This is a genomic window from Candidatus Symbiopectobacterium sp. 'North America' (genome assembly GCF_015762685.1).
Classification (GTDB): Bacteria; Pseudomonadota; Gammaproteobacteria; order Enterobacterales; family Enterobacteriaceae; genus Symbiopectobacterium.
This window is the reverse complement of sequence record NZ_PEHF01000074.1, coordinates 12,372-35,101: the sequence shown is the minus strand read 5'-3', so window position 1 is coordinate 35,101 and position 22,730 is coordinate 12,372. Positions and strand designations below refer to the sequence as shown.

19 protein-coding genes and 6 pseudogenes are annotated in these 22,730 nt (G+C 55.2%); 6 read left to right on the top strand and 19 right to left on the bottom strand.

Annotated features, from left to right (window positions below; genetic code table 11):
• Positions 1-64: 64 nt before the first annotated feature.
• Both acnB and yacL read left to right on the top strand, forming a co-directional pair.
• Positions 65-2,410 (top strand): annotated as a pseudogene (gene acnB, locus CS369_RS15720) (bifunctional aconitate hydratase 2/2-methylisocitrate dehydratase); the annotation flags it as partial.
• A 542-nt stretch (positions 2,411-2,952) separates the two neighbouring features.
• Entirely contained in the window at positions 2,953-3,318 is a 366-nt protein-coding gene (gene yacL / locus CS369_RS15715) for a protein YacL (protein ID WP_196907837.1), read from the top strand.
• Between the two features lie 100 nt (positions 3,319-3,418).
• Here yacL and CS369_RS15710 read toward each other — a convergent pair.
• The 14 genes and pseudogenes from CS369_RS15710 to CS369_RS15670 all read right to left on the bottom strand — a co-directional run bounded on the left by CS369_RS15710 (position 3,419) and on the right by CS369_RS15670 (position 15,144).
• Positions 3,419-4,714: pseudogene (locus CS369_RS15710) on the bottom strand (ABC transporter substrate-binding protein).
• A 45-nt stretch (positions 4,715-4,759) separates the two neighbouring features.
• Entirely contained in the window at positions 4,760-4,900 is a 141-nt protein-coding gene (locus tag CS369_RS23890; protein ID WP_244665050.1) for a hypothetical protein, read from the bottom strand.
• Between the two features lie 8 nt (positions 4,901-4,908).
• A complete protein-coding gene (locus CS369_RS23885) occupies positions 4,909-5,055 on the bottom strand; it encodes a hypothetical protein (RefSeq protein WP_244665049.1) in 147 nt (48 codons plus the stop codon).
• Positions 5,056-5,084: 29 nt separating this feature from the next.
• Positions 5,085-5,417: a hydantoinase B/oxoprolinase family protein gene (locus tag CS369_RS24665; RefSeq protein ID WP_280514806.1), complete on the bottom strand. Its 333-nt coding sequence runs from the start codon at positions 5,415-5,417 to the stop codon at positions 5,085-5,087.
• 68 nt (positions 5,418-5,485) lie between these two features.
• Complete coding sequence (locus CS369_RS15705; protein WP_280514805.1) at positions 5,486-6,781, bottom strand: hydantoinase B/oxoprolinase family protein; 1,296 nt, start codon at positions 6,779-6,781, stop codon at positions 5,486-5,488.
• A gap of 47 nt (positions 6,782-6,828) precedes the next feature.
• Positions 6,829-8,241, bottom strand: a pseudogene (locus CS369_RS15700) (hydantoinase/oxoprolinase family protein).
• Entirely contained in the window at positions 8,226-8,549 is a 324-nt protein-coding gene (locus CS369_RS25260; protein ID WP_374191071.1) for a hypothetical protein, read from the bottom strand. Before CS369_RS25260 ends, CS369_RS15700 begins: the two are co-directional and overlap by 16 nt.
• Positions 8,550-8,580: 31 nt before the next feature.
• Complete coding sequence (locus tag CS369_RS23880) at positions 8,581-8,898, bottom strand: hydantoinase/oxoprolinase N-terminal domain-containing protein (protein WP_244665048.1); 318 nt, start codon at positions 8,896-8,898, stop codon at positions 8,581-8,583.
• A 252-nt stretch (positions 8,899-9,150) separates the two neighbouring features.
• A complete protein-coding gene (locus tag CS369_RS15695) occupies positions 9,151-9,840 on the bottom strand; it encodes an SDR family NAD(P)-dependent oxidoreductase (RefSeq protein WP_196907836.1) in 690 nt (229 codons plus the stop codon).
• Between the two features lie 32 nt (positions 9,841-9,872).
• On the bottom strand, positions 9,873-10,349 hold the full coding sequence (locus CS369_RS15690; protein ID WP_196907835.1) for a YhcH/YjgK/YiaL family protein: 477 nt from the start codon (positions 10,347-10,349) through the stop codon (positions 9,873-9,875).
• A gap of 52 nt (positions 10,350-10,401) precedes the next feature.
• Positions 10,402-11,581, bottom strand: a pseudogene (locus CS369_RS15685) (exo-alpha-sialidase).
• Between the two features lie 6 nt (positions 11,582-11,587).
• Positions 11,588-13,009, bottom strand: a complete 1,422-nt coding sequence (locus tag CS369_RS15680) for a sodium:solute symporter family protein (protein WP_196907834.1) — start codon at positions 13,007-13,009, stop codon at positions 11,588-11,590.
• A gap of 67 nt (positions 13,010-13,076) precedes the next feature.
• A complete protein-coding gene (locus CS369_RS15675) occupies positions 13,077-13,958 on the bottom strand; it encodes a dihydrodipicolinate synthase family protein (RefSeq protein WP_196907833.1) in 882 nt (293 codons plus the stop codon).
• A gap of 49 nt (positions 13,959-14,007) precedes the next feature.
• Positions 14,008-15,144, bottom strand: a pseudogene (locus tag CS369_RS15670) (iron-containing alcohol dehydrogenase).
• Between the two features lie 222 nt (positions 15,145-15,366).
• Between CS369_RS15670 and CS369_RS15665 the strand changes: the two are divergent.
• The 3 genes and pseudogenes from CS369_RS15665 to CS369_RS15655 all read left to right on the top strand — a co-directional run bounded on the left by CS369_RS15665 (position 15,367) and on the right by CS369_RS15655 (position 18,485).
• Positions 15,367-16,676, top strand: a pseudogene (locus CS369_RS15665) (four-carbon acid sugar kinase family protein).
• Positions 16,669-17,649 (top strand): D-threonate 4-phosphate dehydrogenase, encoded by a 981-nt coding sequence (locus CS369_RS15660; RefSeq protein WP_196907832.1) that lies wholly within the window; start codon positions 16,669-16,671, stop codon positions 17,647-17,649. Before CS369_RS15665 ends, CS369_RS15660 begins: the two are co-directional and overlap by 8 nt.
• Positions 17,650-17,669: 20 nt before the next feature.
• A complete protein-coding gene (locus tag CS369_RS15655; protein ID WP_196907840.1) occupies positions 17,670-18,485 on the top strand; it encodes a DeoR/GlpR family DNA-binding transcription regulator in 816 nt (271 codons plus the stop codon).
• 33 nt (positions 18,486-18,518) lie between these two features.
• On the opposite strand, the gene CS369_RS23875 is transcribed toward CS369_RS15655, so the two are convergent.
• The 4 genes from CS369_RS23875 to CS369_RS23865 form a co-directional block, all read right to left on the bottom strand.
• Complete coding sequence (locus CS369_RS23875) at positions 18,519-18,944, bottom strand: EAL domain-containing protein (RefSeq protein WP_280514807.1); 426 nt, start codon at positions 18,942-18,944, stop codon at positions 18,519-18,521.
• A complete protein-coding gene (locus CS369_RS24660; RefSeq protein ID WP_280514804.1) occupies positions 18,944-19,159 on the bottom strand; it encodes a hypothetical protein in 216 nt (71 codons plus the stop codon). Before CS369_RS24660 ends, CS369_RS23875 begins: the two co-directional genes overlap by 1 nt.
• Positions 19,160-19,173: 14 nt before the next feature.
• The gene (locus CS369_RS23870; RefSeq protein WP_244665047.1) at positions 19,174-19,323 is read right to left on the bottom strand and encodes a hypothetical protein; all 150 of its coding nucleotides are present in this window, start codon (positions 19,321-19,323) and stop codon (positions 19,174-19,176) included.
• Between the two features lie 139 nt (positions 19,324-19,462).
• A complete protein-coding gene (locus tag CS369_RS23865; RefSeq protein ID WP_244665046.1) occupies positions 19,463-20,047 on the bottom strand; it encodes a CSS-motif domain-containing protein in 585 nt (194 codons plus the stop codon).
• 448 nt (positions 20,048-20,495) lie between these two features.
• On the opposite strand from CS369_RS23865, the gene CS369_RS15645 reads away from it, so the two are divergent.
• Complete coding sequence (locus CS369_RS15645) at positions 20,496-21,806, top strand: D-serine ammonia-lyase (RefSeq protein ID WP_196907839.1); 1,311 nt, start codon at positions 20,496-20,498, stop codon at positions 21,804-21,806.
• A 21-nt stretch (positions 21,807-21,827) separates the two neighbouring features.
• On the opposite strand, the gene CS369_RS15640 is transcribed toward CS369_RS15645, so the two are convergent.
• Positions 21,828-22,706, bottom strand: coding sequence for a metal ABC transporter substrate-binding protein (locus CS369_RS15640; protein WP_196907831.1), 879 nt, complete (start codon positions 22,704-22,706; stop codon positions 21,828-21,830).
• Positions 22,707-22,730: the final 24 nt, after the last annotated feature.

Below are 22,730 nucleotides of genomic sequence, written 5' to 3'. Positions count from 1 at the left end.
GTTCTTTCATGATGAGGCAGGGTCATCATGAGGGTAGGCTAGCCGAATGGGTTCGAGTGCAACAAAAGCCTTTGAACTGCTTGGCACCATGCAAGGCGGTTACAACATTCATCCGCTGATTGAAGCGCTGGACAATGAGGCACTGGCTCCCATCGCTGCCGATGCACTGTCGCATACACTGCTGATGTTCGATAACTTCTACGATGTGGAAGAGAAGGCCAAAGCTGGTAACGTACATGCCAAACGCGTGGTGCAATCCTGGGCTGATGCCGAATGGTTCCTGTCTCGTCCTAAACTGGCGGAGAAAATTACCGTCACCGTTTTCAAAGTCACCGGTGAAACCAATACCGATGACCGCTATCCAGCACCCGATGCCTGGTCTCGCCCTGATATTCCGCTGCATGCGTTGGCGATGTTGAAAAACGCCCGCGATGGCATTACGCCGGATCAACCTGGTGCAGTTGGCCCGATCAAACAGATCGAAGCGCTCAGTCAGAAAGGATACCCGCTGGCCTACGTGAGTGACGTGGTGGGAACCGGTTCTTCGCGTAAATCCGCCACCAACTCGGTGCTGTGGTTTATGGGGGAAGACATCCCGCTCGTGCCGAACAAGCGCGGTGGTGGTGTAGTGCTGGGCGGCAAAATTGCTCCTATCTTCTTCAATACAATGGAAGATGCGGGTGCGTTGCCGATCGAAGTCGATGTGAACGAATTAAACATGGGCGATGTGATCGACATCTACCCCTACAAAGGTGAAGTTCGCCTGCACGACAGCGATACCGTGCTGGCAACGTTTGCATTGAAAACCGACGTACTGCTCGATGAAGTGCGTGCGGGCGGTCGTATTCCGCTGATCATTGGTCGCAGTCTGACCACCAAAGCGCGTGAAGCGCTGGGCCTTCCGGTGAGCGATGTCTTCCGTCAGGCGAAAGATGTGGCGCAGAGTACGCGCGGCTTCTCGCTGGCGCAGAAGATGGTAGGCCGCGCCTGTGGCGTTGCCGGGATTCGTCCGGATCAGTATTGTGAACCCAAGATGACCTCTGTCGGTTCTCAGGACACCACCGGTCCGATGACCCGTGACGAACTGAAAGATCTGGCCTGCCTTGTCTTCTCCGCTGACCTGGTGATGCAGTCGTTCTGTCACACGGCCGCCTATCCGAAGCCGGTTGACGTCACCACGCATCACACGCTGCCGGACTTTATCATGAACCGTGGCGGTGTTTCCCTGCGTCCAGGGGATGGCGTTATCCACTCCTGGCTCAACCGCATGCTGCTGCCGGATACCGTAGGCACCGGCGGTGACTCCCATACCCGTTTCCCGATCGGTATCTCCTTCCCGGCAGGCTCCGGACTGGTGGCGTTTGCTGCTGCCACGAGCGTGATGCCGCTGGACATGCCGGAGTCGGTGCTGGTGCGCTTCAAAGGCAAGATGCAACCGGGGATTACTCTGCACGATCTGGTGCATGCCATCCCGATGTATGCCATCAAACAGGGCTTGTTGACCGTTGAGAAGAAAGGCAAGAAGAACATCTTCTCTGGCCGCATTCTGGAAATCGAAGGGTTGCCCGATCTGAAAGTGGAGCAGGCATTTGAACTGACCGATGCCTCAGCAGAGCGTTCTGCCGCTGGGTGTACCATCAAGCTGGATAAAGCCCCGATTATCGAGTACCTGAACTCTAACATCGTGCTGCTCAAGTGGATGATCGCCGAAGGCTACGGCGATCGTCGTACGCTGGAGCGTCGCGTGCAGGGCATGGAAAAATGGCTAGCCGATCCGCAACTGATGGAAGCCGATCCCGATGCGGAATACGTCGCAGTGATCGATATCGATCTGGCGGACATCAACGAGCCAATCTTGTGTGCGCCGAACGATCCGGACGATGCGCGCTGGCTGTCGGATGTGCAGGGTGAGAAGATTGATGAAGTGTTTCTCGGCTCCTGCATGACCAACATCGGCCACTTCCGTGCGGCGGGTAAACTGCTGGATCAGCATAAAGGCCAACTGCCGAAGCGCCTGTGGGTTGCGCCGCCGACCAAGATGGACGCCGCGCAACTGACAGAAGAGGGCTATTACAGCGTGTTTGGTAAGAGCGGCGCGCGCGTCGAGATCCCTGGCTGCTCCTTGTGCATGGGCAACCAGGCGCGCGTAGATGATGGTGCAACGGTGGTGTCGACTTCTACCCGTAACTTCCCGAACCGCTTGGGTACTGGCGCTAATGTCTATCTGGCGTCTGCGGAGCTGGCAGCGGTGGCATCACTGCTGGGCAAACTGCCGACGCCTGATGAATATCTTGCTGCGATGGCTCAGGTGGATAAAACCGCGCAGGATACTTATCGCTACCTGAATTTCGATCGGCTGGATCAGTATACGGCGAAAGCGGACGGGGTGATTTTCCAAAGCGCTGTCTAGTTTCTATGTGTGATGAATAAGACAAGAGCCCATGATGATATGGGCTCTTTTTTTTGGCCGATCGCTGTTGAGCACGCAGGTAGGCCTCTGCATGGCCGATGCAACGCTTAAACAGCGTGTCCAGCATGCGTTTATCCTCCGGTGTCATTGACGGTGTCATCTTAGGGCGCTCAAGAGTGTTGGTGATACGGTTTAACATCGCGGCTATGCCAACCGGCCTTCCCTTTGAATCCTCATAAATACGATCGTCCCTCGGGGAGACGCCGCCCGCTGCTACGCCAGGTATATCCATATTGTGCTCCATGCCGTATTCCGTGTCTGGCGAGTGTAAAGCATCTCTTTTTTCAGCCGGGGCAAGCGGCTGGCTTATTGTCACAGTATTTATTGTTGGTTTCTTCCAGAGAAACGTGCGCGTTTTGTCTCAATAGCGGGTATCATCCCCGCCGCGCTGCGCGACCTTGCAATATTTGCAGGCTATCACTGTGAGATGCAGTGTAGCCCGCTACACTTGATAGTAAGCACTACCGTGGGAGGATGGCGTCATGGATTATGAATTTTTGCGGGATGTCTCAGGCCAGGTTATTGTGCGTATGTCAATGGGGCACGAAGCCGTTGGCCACTGGTTTAATGAAGAAGTCAAAGAGCAGCTTGCTCTGCTTGATGAGGTAGAACAAGCGGCGCGCGATGTAGCTGGCAGTGAGCGTCAATTGCAAAAAGTCGGGCACGAATATACCCTGTTGCTGGACAGCGAAGAGGTGCTCATTCGCGCTAATCAGCTCTCCTTCGCCATGGATGAGATGGAAGAGGGCATGAGCTATTACGATGAAGAGAGTCTGGCTCTGTGTGGGGTGGATGACTTTTTAGCGCTGGCAGCCAAGTACCGGGAATTTGTGCAACACCCTCGATAATCAAACGCCTGCGTTGATAAACGCAGGCGCTGTTCGCTTGAAACGCTTCCTCCAGGCAATGCGCTCTGCAAACGGCCTGGAGCACGTGACCTTTGTTCTGTTACTTTTGCGCTTCCACCCAGACGTCAGACAGGGTGTTTTCAATGCCATCCGCCGTGAGCGAGTGATTGTGTACGCGCCGATTGTAAATCGTGATGTACTGCGGTGAAACCAAGCTGATATCCGGCAGCTCACGTCCGACGATTTTCTGAAATTCAATAAACTTTTGCTTACGCACTGCCGGATCGTTTTCGGTTTGTGCGTCTTCCAACAAACGATTGACCTCGGCATTCTGGTAGTGAGACGCATTGGAGAAAGGCACCCCTTTGCGGAAATTTTTCGACCAGTAAATGCGCTGTACGCCTACCGTGGGATCGAACAGATTACTGTGCTCGTTTAACGTGAATGAGAAATCGCGATCGGTATAAACACGTTTCACAAAGGCGGATAAATCCTGTGAGCGCAGCGTGACGTCAATACCGATCTTTGCCACAGACGAGCGAACAATCTCCCCGGTGGGTTTCAAGCCTTCAGATATCGGGTTGTAATCCAGCGTGGTTTTAAAACGGATGCCCTTGGCATCACGCGGATAGCCCACCTCATCCAGCAGTTGATTGGCGCGTTTGATATCCAGCGCATAGGGCTAGGGGGACGGATCGTGGAAATCCTTTAACCCTGCCGCGATGGGCGAGGTGGTCACCGTGGCATAGCCGTAATAAGCCACTTTGCGAATCAGTTCTCTGTCTAACGTATGCGTAATGGCCTGACGCACTTTCAGGTTCTTGAAATGCTCATCATCCAGATGGAACTGAAGTGAGAAGACGTTATAGGAATAGCTGGTGCCTTTGGTTTCAAACGCCAGTTTTGGTATCGCCTTCAGGGGATCCAGATCGCTGAGCGCCACCGGGGAGCGATAGCCCAGATCCACGGTGCCGGTTTCAAAGGCAACCGATCGCGATGAGGCGTCAGGAATAAAGCGGATCACAATCTGATCAACATACGGCTTTTCTTTGTCCCAATAGTTAGGGTTGCGCTTGAGGATCAGATGGCTACCGCGTTCCCACTGACTAAACAGATAGGGGCCGGTGCCGATCGGCGCGCTTCCGTTCGGGTTTTTAAGCGGATCGGTATTCTCGTAGATGTGCTTGGGCAATATCGGCGATTCTGCTGCGGTCAGCGCGCGTAACAGATAAGGCGCAGGCTGCGACAGCTCAATCACCGCCGTGTTGGCATCTGGTGTTTTCACTTCAGTGACGCTGGCGAAGGTGCTGGCGCTGCGCGGGTGGTATTTCTTGAGCAATTCTATCGAATAGGCCACATCCGCCGAGGTGAAATCCTGCCCATCATGCCATTTCACGCCCTTGCGCAGATGAAAGGTATAGGTTTTACCATCGGGACTGACCTACCAGGCCGTAGCCAACTGCGGCTGTGGATTGAGGTCGAAATCGTATTTTAGCAACCCTTCCGTCACCTTGCCGCTCACACTCAGGCTTGGCGTAGCAATGGTGGACAGTGCCACCAACGTAGGCGGTTCGGCGTTCAAGACGGTATTCAGCGTGCCACTGCGCTGTGGTTCCGCGTTTGCGCGTATACGGTAGCACCGCTGGTGGCTAACAGAGCGTACAGTGCCAGCGTTGCCGCCAGCTTTACCGGACGCTGTTGACGCTTTTTCCCTAAATGCAAGTCTAACCAATTCATAAGCACCTCAACCTTGTCATGCGTTGTCGTTATTTGTTTTCATCACCGTAGTGGTAATCGCGGCTGGCAGCTTGTGCGCTGACCAATCCGCTACGAACATCCTGGGCGATAGCGTGCGCAGAACGCTCGCGCGCGTCGCCCAAACCGCCGCCGCCCGGCGTTTCTACCACCAGATGTTCACCCGGTGGGATCGCCTGTCGGCCTTTACCTTTCAACAACGCGCCGGAGGCCAGACTCACTCTGCCCGGTGCGCCGTCCGCACCGCCTTCTGCGCCACGGGCGGGATAAACGATGCGATCCCACGCTGCACCCAGTAACATCGGCGCCTGCTGCCCATGGGAGATTTCGATGACTTGTCCCAACCCTCCGCGCTGGCGGCCTGCGCCGCCGGAATCCGGTCGTTACTCTTTACGCCAGAACACCAGCGGACTCATGTTTCCAGAATTTCGATGGAGATATTGCGCACGCCGCTGGGGAACGAGGTGGTGGAAAGCCCATCCAGCGTCGGGCGATCACCGGTGCCACCGGTGGAAAAGCTGGTGATGGTAAAGCGCTGTTCGTTGACTAATCGCTCATTGGAATAGCCCGCAATCGGGTGGCCGCCTGACAGGCGGATGTTCCACAGCGATGATGAACCTTCGGCAGGCACCGCGCCGGGGCGCGCCTGACGCAGGCAACCAAACACCACATCTGGCAATAACTGGCCGATAATGTGACGCGCGGCCACTGCCGCAGGGTAGGGGACATTGACGATAGAACCCTCCGGGGTGCTAACGCGAATCACGCCTAACGATCCGGCATTGTTAGGAATATAGGCACCAATCAGGCAGAGAATGCCAAACGAGGTATAAGCATCGGTGTAGGCTTTCACCACATTAATGCCTTGTGGAACATAGGGATCGGTGCCGGTAAAATCGACCTCAATGTCGCCGTCGCGAATGTGTAACGTGGCGCGAATGCGGATCGGCGCATCATAACCATCCACCAGCAGTTCATTGCTCCAGCTTCCTTGTGGCCACTGACGCACCGCATCACGCATCGCCTGTTCGGAGTGCTGTAAAATATGCTCGCCTACCGGCACCAGCGAATCGAGGGCAAATTCATCCATCATGCGGTTGAGGAAGTGGGCACCGACGTCGTTACAGGCCACCAGCGCCAGCAAATCGCCTTCGACCTGCTCCGGTTCACGCACGTTGGCACGAATAATATCCAGCACCACCTGATTGATCTGGCCGCCATCGATAAAGCGCAGCAGCGGCAAAAACAACCCTTCGTGATAGATCAACTGACCATCCGGTCCTGGGCCTAAGCCACCGATATCCGCGACGTGCAGCGTGGAGGCGAACAGACCAACCGCCTGTTCCTGACGAAATACCGGCGTCACCATCGTCATATCGTATAGATGGCCGGTGCCCTTCCAGGGATCGTTGGTTAAAAACACATCGCCCGGACGCATCTGTTCTAACGGAAACGCGCGCAGGAAGTGTTTGACCGATTCCGCTATCGAATTGACGTGGCCCGGTGTGCCGGTAATCGCCTGCGCGATCATGCGCCCATCCGGCAAAAAGACCCCGGCGGACAAATCACCGGCTTCTCGGGTTGAGGTGCCAAATGCGGTGCGGATCAGCGCTTGCGCCTGCTCCACCACCACGGAAATCAGTTGGTTCCACATCACCTGATACTGCAATGCTGTTACCGGTGCGGATGCAGAGGTTAGGTTACTCATGATGAAAATTCTCGCTGCCAAGCTCAAGAATCAGATGACCCTGCGGGCTAAGGTGGGCGGAAAACGCTGTCCACCACGGTAGTGGTTTCCTCTTCCACCACCAGCGCCGTGCCGGATACGTATTGCTCTTGTGTTAACGCAGTACGCTCATGACGCGGTGTGGCGGTGAAGGCGTTTTCCTCAATCTGATACACCTGACGCTGATGTGGTGATGAGGCGGCGGTATGCGTGTTGCTTGGCGTCCAGAGAGCGGTAGCCGGGGCAAGATCGTCATGAGTCGAGGCGGTAACCGACCAACTGATGGCCTCCACCGGTACATGGTCGAGACTGCGGCCATACAGCTCGCGATAGCGCTGTGCGAAACGCGTTTGCAGTAGGTGGACGGTTTGCTGCGCCTGCACGGCACTGTCCGGCAGTTCGATAGGGACTTCATGCCTTTGGCCGGAATAACGCAGATAGACAATGCGCTGTACCTGAATATCCCCCTGCGGCGCAGCCTGACGAACGGTGGCAATCGCTTGTTCGGTTAATCCGGCCAGCAGAGCGTTAACCTCATCGTGGTTCACACCATCCAGCCGTTGATAGAAACTGTGCACGGCCTGATAGGCGATGGGGGCCCATAGAAAGCCCAGTGCCGAGCCGACACCAGCAGAGCGAGGGATCACGACGCGGTTAATACCCAGCTTGCGTGCCAACCGTGCCGCCTGAAGCGGTGCGGCACCGCCAAAGGCGATAAGGGTATAGTGCTCAACGTGTTTGCCCTGTTCGCTGGCATGCACGCGTGCCGCGTTAGCCATATTCTCTGCCACGATCTCCGCGACAGAGAGTGCCGCCAGCTGGGCGGAGTAGCCAAGCGGTGCACCGATCTGCGCGGTGAGCGCCTGCTGTGCGGCTTCAATATTTAAGGCCACTTTACCGCGGGCGAAGCGCGCGGGGTCCAGCCGGCCCAGTACTGCATTGGCATCGGTTACCGTGGCCTGCGTGCCGCCTAATCCATAGCTGACCGGCCCCGGTTCAGAACCGGCACTGTCTGGCCCCACCTGAATGCGTTGCAGGGTATCCACGCGGGCGATCGATCCGCCGCTTGCGCCGATCTCCACCATTTCGATCACCGGAATGCGGATCGGCAGTCCTGATCCTTTTTGGTAACGGTGCACGCGGCCAAATTCGAAGTTTCGGGAAATTTGCGGCTGATAATCATCGATAAAGCAGATTTTCGCCGTGGTGTCGCCCATATCAAACTACAGCGCTCGGGTTTCGCCCAACTCTGCGGCCACGCGCTGGGCCAGAATAGCGCCACCCGCCGGGCCGGACTCCACCAGACGTACCGGCTGCTCGATGCCGGTTTGCAGTGTGGTGATCCCGCCGCCGGAGGTCATCAGAAATAGCGGGATGTGCAACCCGCGCGTGGTCAACAACTGTTCTAGACGTGACAGATAGCCTGCTACCTGTGGTTGCACGTAAGCGTTCGCGCAGGTCGTAGAGAGCCGTTCGTATTCACGAATTTCCGGGCACACCACGCTGGAAAGCGACACTGCGAGGTGAGGTAATTCTTGTTGCAGGATCTCGGCAATGCGCTGTTCATGCTGCGGGTTGCGATAGCTGTGCAGCAGTACCACGGAACGTTGTCGATATCTTCCTCGCGCAGCGTTTGCGCAATGCGCCTCACGTCGTCTTCATTGAGCGGTAGCAGCACGTCTCCCTGCGCGTTGATGCGTTCGGTGACGCCAAAGCGCCAATAGCGTGGCAGGTTTTTGCAGGAAAACATCGTACTGTGCGAAGCGGTCTTCCAGACCGATTTAGACCAGATCGCGAAACCCCTGGGTGGTGATCAATGCCGTGCGTGCCCCTTTGCGCTCTATCAGCGCATTGGTGGCAAGCGTGGTGCCGAGGATCAACAGCTCCACATCGTGCAGCGTCTGGCCTGCGAGCTTCAGGTTCTCTTCGATACCTTGCAGCACGCCTTGCTCCGGTTCAGTGGGGGTAGTCAGGGTTTTTGACGTGTAACGTTGTTCACCATCGAGCAATACCACATCGGTAAAGGTGCCACCGACATCAACGGCCAAACGTATTGTGGGCTCTGGTTTATCTTGCGAGGAAAGCGGTAATTCAGACATAACGCGAACGTGTTGCAATGCTATTGCCAAACCATTACCGCGCCGCATATCAAAACATGCAGCAAACGGCAATGCTCAGGGGAGATGACGAGATGGAAGCACTATCGGGCGATATAACGGACAAAACAATAAAGTATATTTGCTAACCATATGCAGAATAAGCAATAGGGTGCTACGGAGTTTGCGCCCTCCACTGGTTATCCCGCGAGGAGCCTGTGAGGGGCGGCAATCAGGTTGGTAGGTGTTGAGAAACTACAACGATGCGCCACCGCATATCACCAACTGCTGGCCAGTGATGGCAGCCGCAGACAGCGAGAGCAGATAGCACACCAGATCGGCCACTTCCTGCGGCTGGATAAAACGCCCGATTGGGGGCAATTTGGGTGGTGAGCTCTGTCTGTCGGGCTGGTTTAGCATCGGGGTTTCAGTGGCTCCCGGCGCTACGATATTGACCGTGATACCGCGCGGTGCCAATTCTGCGGCCCAACTCCTAACTATACCGATCATGACCGATTTGGTTGTGACATACTGACTGCGTCCTGCCGCACCGCTGGAGGTTCGGCTGCCCAACAGAATGATGCGTCCACCGATCGGCAATTTATCGACCAGCCTATCGGCCAGCACTTCAGCAACCTGTACATGCAAGCGCCACAGCTTTTCGCTGTCAGCCACGTTGAGTTGACCCAAAGGGGCCGCTTTCATCATACCTGCGGCGTGAATCACGGCATCGACCTGAGTGATGTGCGCAAGATAACCTTGCAGCGCATCGAGATCGGTAACGTCCAGCGCTTGATGGGTAAATTGCGGATGCGTGAGCGCGCCGGGTTGACGCGACAGCCTCGTCACTTTCCATCCCTGCTCCAACAGCGTTTGGGCAATGGCGGCTCCAATGCCGGAGCTGGTGCCGGTGATCAGCGCATGTTTGCGTTCGCTTACAGCCATAAGGTGCTCTCCTGTATCAAGACTCGTCAGGGTTACAACGGGGTAAAATAGCTGACGGGCACTTTAAACACCGCTTTTTTTACCGGTGCGGGAATATCGCCTATCGCGCACAGCGCCTGATGCGGTTCTCCGGGGTAGAACGTGACAAAATCTCCGGTGCGCAAGTGGATCTGATGCGGCACCCGCGGGTTGTCTAAAATATAGAGATCCGGCTTACGTTCAGTTGCGGGTTGACCAATCACGATGTTCAGCCCATAACCGATGATCTCTTCCCCGGCCAGAATCAACTGAATATCCAGAAAGTTGTGGTGGAACTCGGTATGACGTTCTGCCTGCGGTGTGGTAGATACTGTGCCAATACTGTAAAACCAGTCTGCCCCTGCCGGTTGATATTTTCCTTCCGGCTTGGCGTTCAGTTCATCCAACGTCATGCCGGGTGAGGAGAGAATCGCTAACAGCGGCGCGGGCAGCGTTGCCAACGGCAGATGCTGCAAATTGCCTGCAATCATGGTGTAGCTCCTGATAATAAGAGACACTGCAAACGCAGTGTCTCTCGGTGTATCAACCTTTTACCCATGCCTCATCGACACACACGTACTTGATGGCCTGACGGAAATAGGTGAAGGCCACATGCAATTTACCTTCCGGTCCCTGCTTGATGCTGGGATAGGAGAACTCTCGGTTCAGCTTCTGCTGCGAGTTGTTGGTCATGCAATAGCCGTCGCCCACTTCGATATTACGCTGCCACGGCCAGGTCTTGCCGTCATCTTCCGAAATAGCCAGTGTCATAGGAGCGCGCGGTGCACCCCAGAAGGCGCTGCGCCCTTCGGTGATTTCCGGCATCTTGGCGTCATTGCCGCCGTCTTCATCTTCGATTTCGTCATACAACGACACGCGGCGCTCGGTGGCATCGGCGGCGCTCATGTGGTTGAACACCAGCGCCAGATGGCCGTTTTGCAGCGTCGTCACCTGAATGGAGGAGTTATTGTTCGGCAACGTGGTGGGCACGGGCACCGACCAGGTTTTGCCGCCATCCGTAGAGTGGCTACGATAGATAAAGTCAGCCCAGCGGCTGCGGAACAGCGCCAGCAGTGAACCATCCGCCAGCGGCGTGATGTTCATGTGGACTCAGCACGTGCTGTTCGGCACCGGGTATTCCTGCCAGGTTTTACCCTGGTCGCTGGAAATTTTTACTGCGCTGTCATCGTTGTTACCCACCCATTTCTCACCGGGCTCTACGCGGCAATATAACACTGGCAGCAGCCAGTCACCGTTCGGCAGTACGGTGATCGGCTGGCGGATAAAGGTACCCGGCTGATCCAATAGTGTACCGATTCCCCCCCCAGGTATAGCCCAGGTCGGTGGACTGGCGATAACGCACAATGGCGGTGTCCTGATTACCAGATTTTTGCGCGGTATACAGCAGCCATAGCACGCCGTCTGGTGCCAGAAACAGGACCGGGTTCTGCTCGGAGCGCGTGGCATCTTCTGATAACTTAACCGCTTGTGACCACTGCGCTCTGCCGTTAGTCAGACGCGACTGATAAATCGAGATATCCGCAATCCCTTCCTGAGTGCCGCCGAACCAGACGCACAGCACATCGCCATTCGGCAAATGCAGCAGGTTGGCCGCGTGGTTTTGCGGGCAGACGGAAGGCAGATAGGCATCAATGCGCTGGGCATCCCCTTCGGCCTGATGAATCACGCTGGTACGTTCTACGGTGATGGTTTCAGTCGTCATGACGAATTAGGCTCCTGTTTGAGTAACGGATGTTTTCTTTTCTGGCCGTGGTGCGTTCTTGTTCGGAATCAGACGATCCAGACACATCACGATGGCTGGGGTTGCCAGTGCAACATACATGTTATCGATGCCGAACGGGTTACCCATCACATACCATACCGATGTCACCACGCAGGCAGCAATCAGGCTGGCATTGGCACCGCGAGCGCTGTTAAAGAACGGCAGGTAGAAGGCAATCATGGCAACCACAGAGATGGACAGACGAATCGCACGGGTAAAGAACGACAGCTTCAGCACTTCAGGCACCAGCAGCACGAAGATCAGCGGCAGGAAACCGATGATGAGCGAGAATACGCGCGTCATCTTCATCTCTTTTTCCTGCGTCGGGTTGTAGTACGGTACGTAGAAGTCTTTTACGATCAGAGAAGCAATTGCCAGTGCTACGGTACTCACGCTGATAAAGATGGACGCCACCAGCGAGGTGGTAACCAGGCCTGCCACCCACGGGTTCATGTCTTGCAGGAACACCGGCAGTGCATACAGGCTCTTGATTTCCGGGTGAACGAATTTCGCGGCCACACCGATCACGGCGATAGCCAGTGCAATCGGCATACAGAACAGGAAGGCAATCCAGGTAGCGCGTTTGGCGGATGCCGCATCTTTGGTCGCGGAAATCGCCTGAATCACGAACTGGGTACAGAAAATCGAGCCGATAGTACCGATTAACCAAGCGAAGATAGTACTCGCGCCGATGTTGCCATCCCAGGTCCAGTAGAACTCAGGCATCTGCTGAACCATCGGGGTAATACCGCCGGTCATTTTCAGGGCCACGTACAGGATGATCATCACACCGATGTACTTCACGCCGCTGTGGATCAGGGTGACATACGCCACGCCTTTCAACCCACCGAAGTAGAAGTAGAAAGTACTGACGATCGCCGTGATCAAGGCTGCCACCGGCAGAGAGATTTTCAGTACGGTGGAGATAGCCGCCGCACCGCTGACGTAGTTACCCACGTTTACCAGCAGCAGGGCATAGATCATGATGATCGAAATGATGTTTTTGGTGGAAGTACCGTACTTCTCGGCGATCGCACCGGAAATGGTGACTTTACCGGTGTTGTAGATCTTCTTCACCAGGATCATGCCGAACAGCAGGAAGCCGATGGCGGCACCGATCACGGACCAGGAAGCGACGATGCCACTTTCAAACGCGGCCTGCGCCGTACCAACCGTGGATTTTGCGCCGATAAACTCGGTCATCAGCAAAATACCGACGATAAACGCGGGCAGCGCGCGCGAGCCTTCCATGAATTCGGAGCTGGATTTACTGCGTAATTTCAGCGTCAGCCAGGAGGTGAACGCGATATAGAACACTATCATCCCGATGATGATGATGAGGGTATCTGTCAGATCAAAATGGTTCATATCTTTCGACCTATCGTTGTCGTTGTTGTCGCAGGGTGGTTGTTATCAAACAGGGTAATAAACGTTGTTATGCAAATGCGCTGACGATACGACGGATAGCCGCTTCATCCTGTTCGGAGAACTGGATGGGGTAACGACTTACGCCAACGTCATGGCCCATTAACGTCAGTGTCTTCTTCACCGCAGCAGGCGAGAACGCAATGGCGTACAGCGTTTTTCTCAGCTCGCTAACCTGTTCCTGTGCCTGACGGGAACCGTCGATATCACCGGCGTGGAAACGGTGCCAGATTTGGCTGATCGGTTCCGGTGCCACGTTAGCCAGCCCGGAAATACACGCGGAGTAGCCTTCGACGAAGCCCTGATGAATCAATGAATCCGGCCCGTTGAGCACGTTAAAGTTCGGCATATCTTTGGCGGCTTGCAGGAAGCCATTCAGGCTTTCATAGCTGCCTGCGCTGTCCTTGATGCCGATGATGTTGGGATGATCGGCGAGAATGCGCACGGTTTCCGGCGTAAGCGTATTACCGGTACGTGCAGGAATGTTGTAGAGGAACACCGGAACCGTTAACGCATCCGCCACCGCGCGGTAGTGGGCGATCAGTTCTTCTTGTTTCAGCGGAATAAAATAGGGGGTGATAACCGAAACCGCATCGACACCCAGCGCGGCGATACGCTTGCCGAGCTTGATGGTTTCACGCGTAGAGATTTCATCGATATGGCCTACCACCGGCACCTTACCTGCCACTTCATCCACGTAGGTTTCGGTCACCGCGACTTTTTCATCGGTGTGTAGTACGAAGAATTCACCGTTGGTACCGTTGCAGAAGATATCGTTGCCATACTGCATTTGGCGCTGAATTTGTGCGCGCAATGCTGTTGGATTGAATTCACCCTGACCGTCAAAGGGTGTGACGATTGCGGTCAACACGCCGGTAATACGTTTGCTCATTGTTTTTCTTCGTTACTGCGTAATCAAAAAAGAACACCAAGTCTGTGAATCAGAACAGCGTCAAATAAATATCGCTCACGTCGTCCGCCTTCACCGTGGCGGGTACGTTTTTCATAAGACGCTGAACCTGCAAAGCCCCTTCGACCAGATTGGGCAAATGCGTTTTTTCGATACCTAATTGTTGCAGTGAGCTGGGCAGCGCCAGGCGCTGTACCAGATCGGTGAAATAGGTGACCAGCGCGTGCGATTTCTCCGTGACGGAGAGCGACAGGTTGGCGTCGGGCAGCAGGTCATAGGCCTGTGCGAATTTCTCTTCCGCCGCTGGACGCACAAAGCGCATGCAAGGGGCCAGCAAAATGGCATTAGCCACGCCGTGGGGAATGTGATACTTGCCGCTGAGCGGGTAAGACATGGCGTGCACCAGATGTGTGCCCGCGTGGGCAATCGCGGCACCGCCGTAGTAGGAAGCCCACAGCATGTTCAGTCGCGCTTCCAGATTCTCGGGTTCACGGATGGACAGCTCGATATTGGCAAACAATTTTTTCAAACCGATCAGCGCGTAGTTATCGCCCACCGGGTTAGCGATGGTCGCGGTGAAGCATTCGATCAGGTGAGACAGCGCATCGATACTGGTGGAAGCCGCAATGTGAGACGGCATGCTGGTGGTCAGTTCCGGCACCAGGGCGACATAGTCCGGCAGCATTACCGGTGTGATGATACCCACCTTGGTGGCTTTCTATGGGATCGCCAGAATGGCGTTTGGCGTGGCTTCGGAGCCGGTGCCCGCCGTCGTCGGGATCAATAATGAGGCGGTGCGGTGCGTCGGTTTTTCACCAGCCAGCAAGGTGTCAAGATAGACTGCGTCATCGCCGACACACAGCAGGGACAGCAGCTTGGCCACGTCCAATACGCTGCCGCCACCTACGCCAATCACCAGCTCGGTGCGGGCATTGGGCAGCGCTTCCAGAATATGAGCGACATCGTGCTGGCTCGGCTCCGGCGGCACATTATCAATCAGAGTGATGGCCGGCACGCACGCTTTAACCTGGTTGAGCAGGGCCTGTACACCGGGCTGCTGCACGATATTGCGGTCAGTCACGAACAGAACGTGCTGGCGTGAGGTTAGCAGGTAGCGGATATCGTTAATGGCCTGGCTGCCGCTGATGATAGTGCTATTGATGTTTATGGTGTTCCTTTACAGTGTTCACGTAGTGAAAGTAATTTTTATCAATCAATACGTGCTTAAAGATCATGTATTGACGTCATTTTGTAGCGTAATTTATAGGCTAGATTGCTTTTAAATAATTTGATGTTGCTCACATATAATTAAATATGATTTAATATAATCATTATCAGGTAATCGACACACCATCGTCGTTATGCCGTTATCGATAAATAAGAGGTGGGTATGCCACAGCGGCAAGATGTTAGCCTGGAATTTACAGCTCACCAGGTGTTGGTCGTCGCAGATGATTTCACCGGCGCTAACGATGCCGGGATTGGACTGGCTCTTCAGCAGGCACAGGTCAATGTAATTCTGGAGTTGGACGCATTGACGACGGGAGCCTTGCATAAGGTGACGGTCATCAATACCAACAGCCGGGCACAGGACGCGCAAGACGCCGCGCTGCGTGTGGTGCACGCCGTAACCCGCTGGCGCGAAGCGGGCGGCAGTGGATGGGTATTCAAGAAGATTGACTCCACGCTGCGCGGCAACCTTGGCGCGGAGATCGCGGCGGCCTTGACGGCCAGCGGCGCTGAAATGGCGTTGATTGCCCCCGCTGTTCCTGCGCTTGGGCGTATCACGCGTGAGGGGAAAGTGTGGGTCAATGGGACATTGCTGACCGAAACCGAATTTGCCAGCGATCCGAAAACGCCGGTACGCAGCGCAGAGATTGCTGAACGTATCGCTGAACAAAGTGCATTGACCACGGCCACATTAAGTGTGAGTGAAAATAATCATTTTGCTCTCGCCGCGAAGCTGCTGCATTTGCGCGAGGCCGGTATCAAAAGCGTAATTATTGACGCAGAGACGCCACAGACGTTGGCACTTATCGTAGCGGTAGCGCAAACTCTGCCGGTGAAACCGCTGTTGGTTGGTGCAGCTGGCCTCAGTGATGCACTGGCTCAGGCCCTGCGTTTCACGCCGCCACCACGCCCCGCGTTGCTGGCGGTGGTGGGATCGATGAGCGAAATGACGCAAAAACAGATCGCTGCGGTGAGTGCGCTATCGCAGGTGACGCTGCTGGATGTGGATGTTCGTCCTTTGCTTACGCCAGCGGGAACCACATTGGCGCAAGATACCGCGCGCGCCGCTGCTGCCGCGCTGCTGGCAGGCCGACATTGTCTGATTCGCACCTGTCGTGATGAGCAACAGCGCCACGAGATTGCGCAGATATGCCAACAGCACGGCCTCAGTCGCCAGCAATTGGGCGAACGGATCAGTGATTTTCTGGGAGAAATGCCCGTTGCACGGTGACGTTGTGCCGTCCGGCAGGGCTCTATCTCTCCGGTGGCGACGTGGCGATTGCCGTGGCCGCTGCGCTCGGTGCTACCGGGTTTCATATCAAAGGACAGCTTGCGTCCTGTGTACCTTGGGGACGCTTCATCGACAGCATCGTCGGCGATATCCCTGTCATGACTAAAGCAGGCGGCTTCGGTGATGGAGCCACCTTGCATCACGTTTTACGCTTTATTGAGGAGAGAGTGAGTGACTAAAATTATTGCAATAACCATGGGTGACCCGGCGGGTATCGGTCCAGAGATTATTATTAAATCTCTGGCAGAAAGGGAATTGTCTGGCGCATCTGCCGTGGTAGTGGGTTGCGTGCAAACGCTGCGTCGCATCCTTGCGCTGAATATTGTACCGCAGGTTGAGCTGAATGTGATTGATGAACCGGCTCAGGCGCGCTTTGCCCCCGGCATTATTAATATCATTGATGAGCCGCTGGCCGACCCACAAGCGCTCATCCCGGGCGTGGTGCAGGCCCAGGCAGGGGATCTGGCCTACCGCTGCATTAAAAAGGCCACTGCGTTGGTGATGGCGGGGGAGGTTCAGGCGATTGCGACGGCGCCGTTAAACAAGGAAGCGATGCACTCTGCGGGGCACATCTACCCTGGGCATACCGAACTGCTGGCGAAGCTGACCAACAGCCGGGATTACGCCATGGTGCTGTATACCGAAAAACTAAAAGTCATTCATGTGACAACGCACATTGCATTGCGCAAATTCCTGGATACCCTAAACCGCGACCGTGTAGAAACCGTAATCGGTATGGCGGATACCTTCCTGAAACGTGTGGGCTACACCAAACCGCGTATCGCTGTCGCTGGGGTTAACCCGCATGCAGGCGAGAACGGCTTGTTCGGCGATGAAGAAATCACCATTGTCGGCCCTTCTGTTGAAGCGATGAAGGAGAAAGGATTGGAGGTCTACGGTCCTTATGCGCCGGATACCGTCTATTTGCAAGCCTATGAAGGGCAATATGACATGGTGGTGGCGATGTATCACGATCAAGGCCATATTCCGCTCAAGCTGCTGGGTTTTTATGATGGGGTGAATTTAACCGCAGGCTTGCCGTTTATTCGCACCTCGGCCGATCACGGTACGGCATTTGATATCGCCTGGACAGGTAAAGCGAAGTCTGAGAGCATGGCTATCTCGATTCAACTCGCCATGCAGCTTGCCTGACAGGGGAGGGGATTCAACTCATAGACATCGTTGTGGGGCAAACAGTGAGTGATGCTTTCCGCGTTAGCGGAGATAGAGTAAAAGGGCAGAGCCGTCTCGATCAGATTATGGATTATTTAAAAAGCCATAATCTGGTGACGGTAGACGAACTGGTTGCCGTGATCGACGCCTCGCCGGCGACGATCCGCCGCGATCTCATCAAGCTTGATGAACAGGGCGTGATCAGCCGCAGCCATGGCGGCGTCACGCTCAACCGTTTTATTCCCTCGCAGCCGACCACCAATGAGAAGCTGCATCGTAATCTGGCAGAGAAACAGGCGATTGCCCGCTACGCAGCGTCACTGGTGCAACCGGGCGATGCTGTGGTGCTGGATGCGGGTACCACCATGCTCGAACTGGCGCGTAACCTGACGCACCTGCCGCTGCGTGTGATTACGGCGGATTTGCAGATTGCGTTGTTCTTGTCGGAATTCAAACAGATCGAAGTGACCATTATCGGTGGCCGTATTGATGACAGCAGCCAGTCTTGCATTGGCGAGCATGGTCGCCGCCTGTTGCGCAGCATTTACCCGGATATTGCCTTTATCAGCTGCAACTCATGGAGTATGGAAAAAGGCATCACCACGCCAACCGAAGAGAAAGCCGGGGTGAAACAGGATCTGGGTATGAATGCCAGCCGCCGCGTGCTGCTGGCCGACAGCAGCAAGTACGGCGCCTATTCGTTGTTTTGCGTTACGCCGCTCACGGCACTGACCTATATAGTCACCGACAGCGCGCTGGCACCGGAGACGCAGCAACTGCTGCACGCGCAGCCGGTGCAACTGCATTTGGTGTAACGTCTTGTGCCGCTTTGCATCACGCTGCTCAGGTTATGATTCAATGGGCGAGCAGCGGTAATGTTCAGGTTCGACAAACTTATCAATGCTCGCCGGTCGGCCAAAATACCACCCTTGCACAATCGCATTCGGGCAGTGTCGCGCCACATAAGCGGCCTGCTCCTGCGTTTCCACCCCTTCCACCACGATGCTGGCATCCAGTTTTTGTACCAGAGAGAATAGCACATCCGTGAAGGCGGCGTTGACGAAATCTGTGCCGATGGCACCCACAAAAATTTTATCTATCTTCACCAGATTGAATGAGAAACGGCTCAGGTAATCCAGGTTTGAATAACCGGTGCCGAAATCATCCAGCGCGATTTTATGCCCTTGCTGCTGCAACGATTGCAGCGCAACCTCCAGCACCTGCGGCGATGCGGTAGAGCGTTCTGTCAGTTCTAAAATCACACGCTCGCGCATCACCCCGTTGCACTCATGCTGCAAAAAGCGGTGGTAGTCGGGAGAGATGATGTCGCTAACCGCAACGATGGTTGCGTCAGATAAGGCCGCATGTCCCGAATTGCACAGCGGGTGATGGCTCGGGTTAACTCATCGATCATGCCGTTTTCTTCGGCGATGCGCACGAACACTTCTGGCGAAATTTCCTCACCCGCGCCGTTGCGCCAGCGCGCCAAGGCTTCAACGCCAATCAGCGAGCGCGCTGGTAGTGGGCGCGCAGTTGATCGTTCTTCAGGGCCCGTTCCAGTTGGCAGGGCAGGGAGCGCCGCTTTTCACGGTAAAGCGAGTAACACAGCGTGAAGCTGCCGCCTAATGCTGCTCCCATTAGAATGATGCCCACTATCACATACCATGGGCGATATATCACTCCCGCATCCTCAAACTGTGCCAGCACACAGATATCAAAGCTGTTTGAGCAGGTGAAAAAATGGCGTGTACCCAGGGTGAGCCAGCCGTTTTTTAATCTGCTTAAGTCTTCTTTATGGGGGGAGTGTCAGGGAACCGAAGGTTTGGTAGGGATGCTCGAGATTCTTATTGATTAAGGTGGCGCTGTATCCCTGTGGAGGTTGTGAATAGCGGCGAAAAGCAGCCGAAGCGGTGATCGTCGCTACGCCTCCGTTGCTGGCGATATCGGCGGTGATCCTGGGGTCAACCAGCCTTTCCATGGCGGTCCACAGCTGTGTGCCCGTCGATGTCGTCAGATCGGGCGGAAACAGCGGGATAGGGGGATTCAGTCTTCCCCATCCCGCAGAGCAGATCAGACGATCGTTTTCGATGCGTCCCACGTCGCGCAGATTAAGCGCGTAAAAGGACAGCAGGCTTAGTTCGCGCAGGTCGGCATCGGAGCAGGGGACATTGCCCAATAACAGTATGCGCTGCATGGTGTCACGACTTTCTTGCGCGACGGCGACCCCTTGCGCTAACACCTCTTGCGCGTAGCTCACCAAACGCTTTTGTTCTGACTGCGCAATAAAGGATTGACCAATGAACAGCGCCAATACCGCGCTGAGCAGCATGAAAATGATTAATCTGAACCATAATCCGGCATTGTTGGAGGATAGCATCGTTATTATCCAATCAGTGGTGATGAATATAACTCGGCATGTGGATTCAAATATTGCATCCTTGCCAATCTGGTGAAGTTATCGGCCATGTCTACCGTGGCTTGAGAAAAGGCGTTTCAGTTTGCCGCATGACGCAATGTTTAACCTGTATATGTTGAACCGGTTGCAAGATAACACAGTGGGTGGTTGTTATAAGCCACTGAATACCGTCTCTGTCCCCTGCCATGCTATCGACGTTGCTGAGAATGATAATTATAAATGCTGATTATCAATTAGGGTAATTTTTTAATTAATATAACTTACTTGAAGTGTTAAGTTTTTTATACAGATATCCGTATCGACATCGCGCGTCGGTACGTTTTTTTGGCAACGTGGGGGGATGCTGCCGCAGGTGATCCCCGTTGGGATTCGGCGTATGGTTGGCGAAGCATTGGGAGACAGGGAAACAATGGTTGATATTCACATCAAAACGCTGATTGAGCGCGATCCGCTCATGGCCTGCCTGGTTGCGCTGCGTGACGTGACCTGGTTTAACCCGGAGAGCACCACGCTTGCCGAGGGATTGTCCTACGTTGGGCTTGGGCTCGCTGATGTGCAGGCGGCGGATGCGCGCTTACGCCGTTTTGCTCCCTATCTCCGCCAGGTTTTTCCCGCGTTGGCATCGAGTGAAGGCATCATTGAGTCCGATATGGTTGACATCGCCGCGATGCAAACCGCGTTGGATGCACGATACGGCAAGGCATTGCCCGGTAAACTGTGGCTGAAAAAAGATAGCCACTTGCCGATTTCCGGCTCGATCAAGGCTCGCGGCGGTATCTATAAAGTGCTGGTACACGCGGAACAATTGGCGTTACAGGCGGGATTGATTGCCGCCACGGATGATTACCGTCAACTGGCGAACGAAGAGGCGCGGCACTTCTTTAGCCAATACCGCATTGCCGTGGGCTCGACCGGCAATCTCGGTATGTCGATCGGGATTATGGGGGCGACCCTGGGCTTCAAGGTTTCGGTACACATGTCGGCGGATGCGCGCCAATGGAAAAAGGACAGATTGCGCGCACACGGCGTTGACGTCGTGGAATATCAACAGGATTACGGCGTCGCCGTTGAACAAGGACGCAAAGCCGCACAGGACGATCCCTACTGCTTTTTTATTGATGACGAGAATTCTCGCTCGCTGTTTCTTGGCTATGTGGTTGCCGATGATCGGCTCAAAGCCCAGTTTGCTGAGCGTGGCATGGTGGTAGATGCGGAACACCCTCTGTTTGTCTACTTGCCGTGCGGGGTGGCGTTCGGTCTGAAATTGGAGTTTGGCGATCACGTGCACTGTATTTTTGTTGAGCCAACGCACTCACCCTGTATGCTGCTGGGCGTGTACACTGGCTTGCACGACGGTATTGCGGTGCAGGATTTGGGCATCGATAACCTGACGGCTGCCGATGGCTTGGCGGTGGGACGTCCATCCGGTTTTGTTGGACGTGCCATGGCGCGGCTGATTGACGGTTATTACACGCTGAGCGATGACGAAATGTATCGCTTGCTGGCGATGCTGGCGCAAACCAAAGCGCTTTGTCTGGAACCCTCGGCGTTGCCCGGAATGGCCGGGCCGCGGCGCGTGGCAGGCAACGCGGAATACCTGTCGCGTTTGTCGTTATCTGCTTCGGCGATGCAACAGGCAACGCATCTGGTGTGGCCGACGGGCGGTGGCATGGTGCCGGACGCGGAGATGCAGAAATATCTGGCCCAAGGGGCGAAATAGCCCGCGCGCCAGATGCCTCGTTTACTTCATGCTGGCGGCAAGGGTGTCCACATTGTGTTTGAACGCAGCGGTGTAGCTGGCGGCCGGGCCCTTGCTGTCGGTTAACGCTTCCGGGTAGAGTTCACCGCCCGGTTGTGCGCCGCTGGCGTTAGCTATCTGTTTCACCAAACGAGGATCGGTCTGGTTCTCGATAAAGTAGCTGGCGACCTTCTCTTGTTTGATCTGGCGAATAAGCTCAGCAACCTGCTTGCTGCTGGCCTCCGCTTCCGTTGAATAACCCAGAGGTGACAGGAAGGTTACGCCATAGGCCTGGCTGAAATAGCCAAACGCATCGTGGCTGGTGAGCACTTTGCTTTTTTCTGGCGCAATAGCGGAGAAGGTTTTCTTGGCATAATCATCCAGCGCCTGAAATTGCTGAATATAGGCTTTTCCCTGCTGGCGAAAATAGTCAGCATCCTGCGGTGCCGCGCTGGCTAGCGCATCGATGATATTCTGCGCGTAGATAATCCCATTCGCTGCGCTGTTCCAGGCGTGCGGATCGGTCTGGGTTTTTCCCTCTTCTTCCATTGCCAGTGTGTGGATGCCCTGCGAGGCGGTCACCACTTTCCCTTGATAACCGGAAGCGGATACCAGACGCGTTAACCAGCCCTCCAGGCCTAGCCCGTTAACAACAACCAGATCCGCGCTCGCGAGCGTTTTGCTGTCTTGCGGCGAGGGTTCGAATTCATGGGGATCGCCGTTGGGCTTGACCAAATCGGTGACGACGATGCGATCGCCGCCAATGTGGCTGACCATATCGCCTAAAACGGAAAAGCTAGCGACAACCTGCAACGGCTTCGCCATCGCAAACGTGCTGAATAACAGGCTGGAAAGTGCCAGTGCGATGACAGGATGTTTCATGATGTCCTCATTGATGACATGTGG

Excerpts from the sequence above, each read along its gene's own strand:
- CS369_RS15695 (WP_196907836.1), bottom strand. The coding sequence starts at position 9,840 with ATGGCTGTAAGCGAACGCAAACATGCGCTGATCACCGGCACCAGCTCC.
- CS369_RS23885 (WP_244665049.1), bottom strand. The coding sequence starts at position 5,055 with ATGAATTGGTTAGACTTGCATTTAGGGAAAAAGCGTCAACAGCGTCCG.
- CS369_RS23865 (WP_244665046.1), bottom strand. The coding sequence starts at position 20,047 with ATGCTATCCTCCAACAATGCCGGATTATGGTTCAGATTAATCATTTTC.
- CS369_RS15690 (WP_196907835.1), bottom strand. The coding sequence starts at position 10,349 with ATGATTGCAGGCAATTTGCAGCATCTGCCGTTGGCAACGCTGCCCGCG.
- CS369_RS15640 (WP_196907831.1), bottom strand. The coding sequence starts at position 22,706 with ATGAAACATCCTGTCATCGCACTGGCACTTTCCAGCCTGTTATTCAGC.
- CS369_RS15705 (WP_280514805.1), bottom strand. The coding sequence starts at position 6,781 with ATGAGTAACCTAACCTCTGCATCCGCACCGGTAACAGCATTGCAGTAT.
- CS369_RS15675 (WP_196907833.1), bottom strand. The coding sequence starts at position 13,958 with ATGAGCAAACGTATTACCGGCGTGTTGACCGCAATCGTCACACCCTTT.
- CS369_RS15645 (WP_196907839.1), top strand. The coding sequence starts at position 20,496 with ATGGTTGATATTCACATCAAAACGCTGATTGAGCGCGATCCGCTCATG.
- CS369_RS23875 (WP_280514807.1), bottom strand. The coding sequence starts at position 18,944 with ATGCGCGAGCGTGTGATTTTAGAACTGACAGAACGCTCTACCGCATCG.
- CS369_RS25260 (WP_374191071.1), bottom strand. The coding sequence starts at position 8,549 with ATGTTTTCCTGCAAAAACCTGCCACGCTATTGGCGCTTTGGCGTCACC.
- CS369_RS23880 (WP_244665048.1), bottom strand. The coding sequence starts at position 8,898 with ATGTCTGAATTACCGCTTTCCTCGCAAGATAAACCAGAGCCCACAATA.
- CS369_RS15680 (WP_196907834.1), bottom strand. The coding sequence starts at position 13,009 with ATGAACCATTTTGATCTGACAGATACCCTCATCATCATCATCGGGATG.
- yacL (WP_196907837.1), top strand. The coding sequence starts at position 2,953 with ATGGATTATGAATTTTTGCGGGATGTCTCAGGCCAGGTTATTGTGCGT.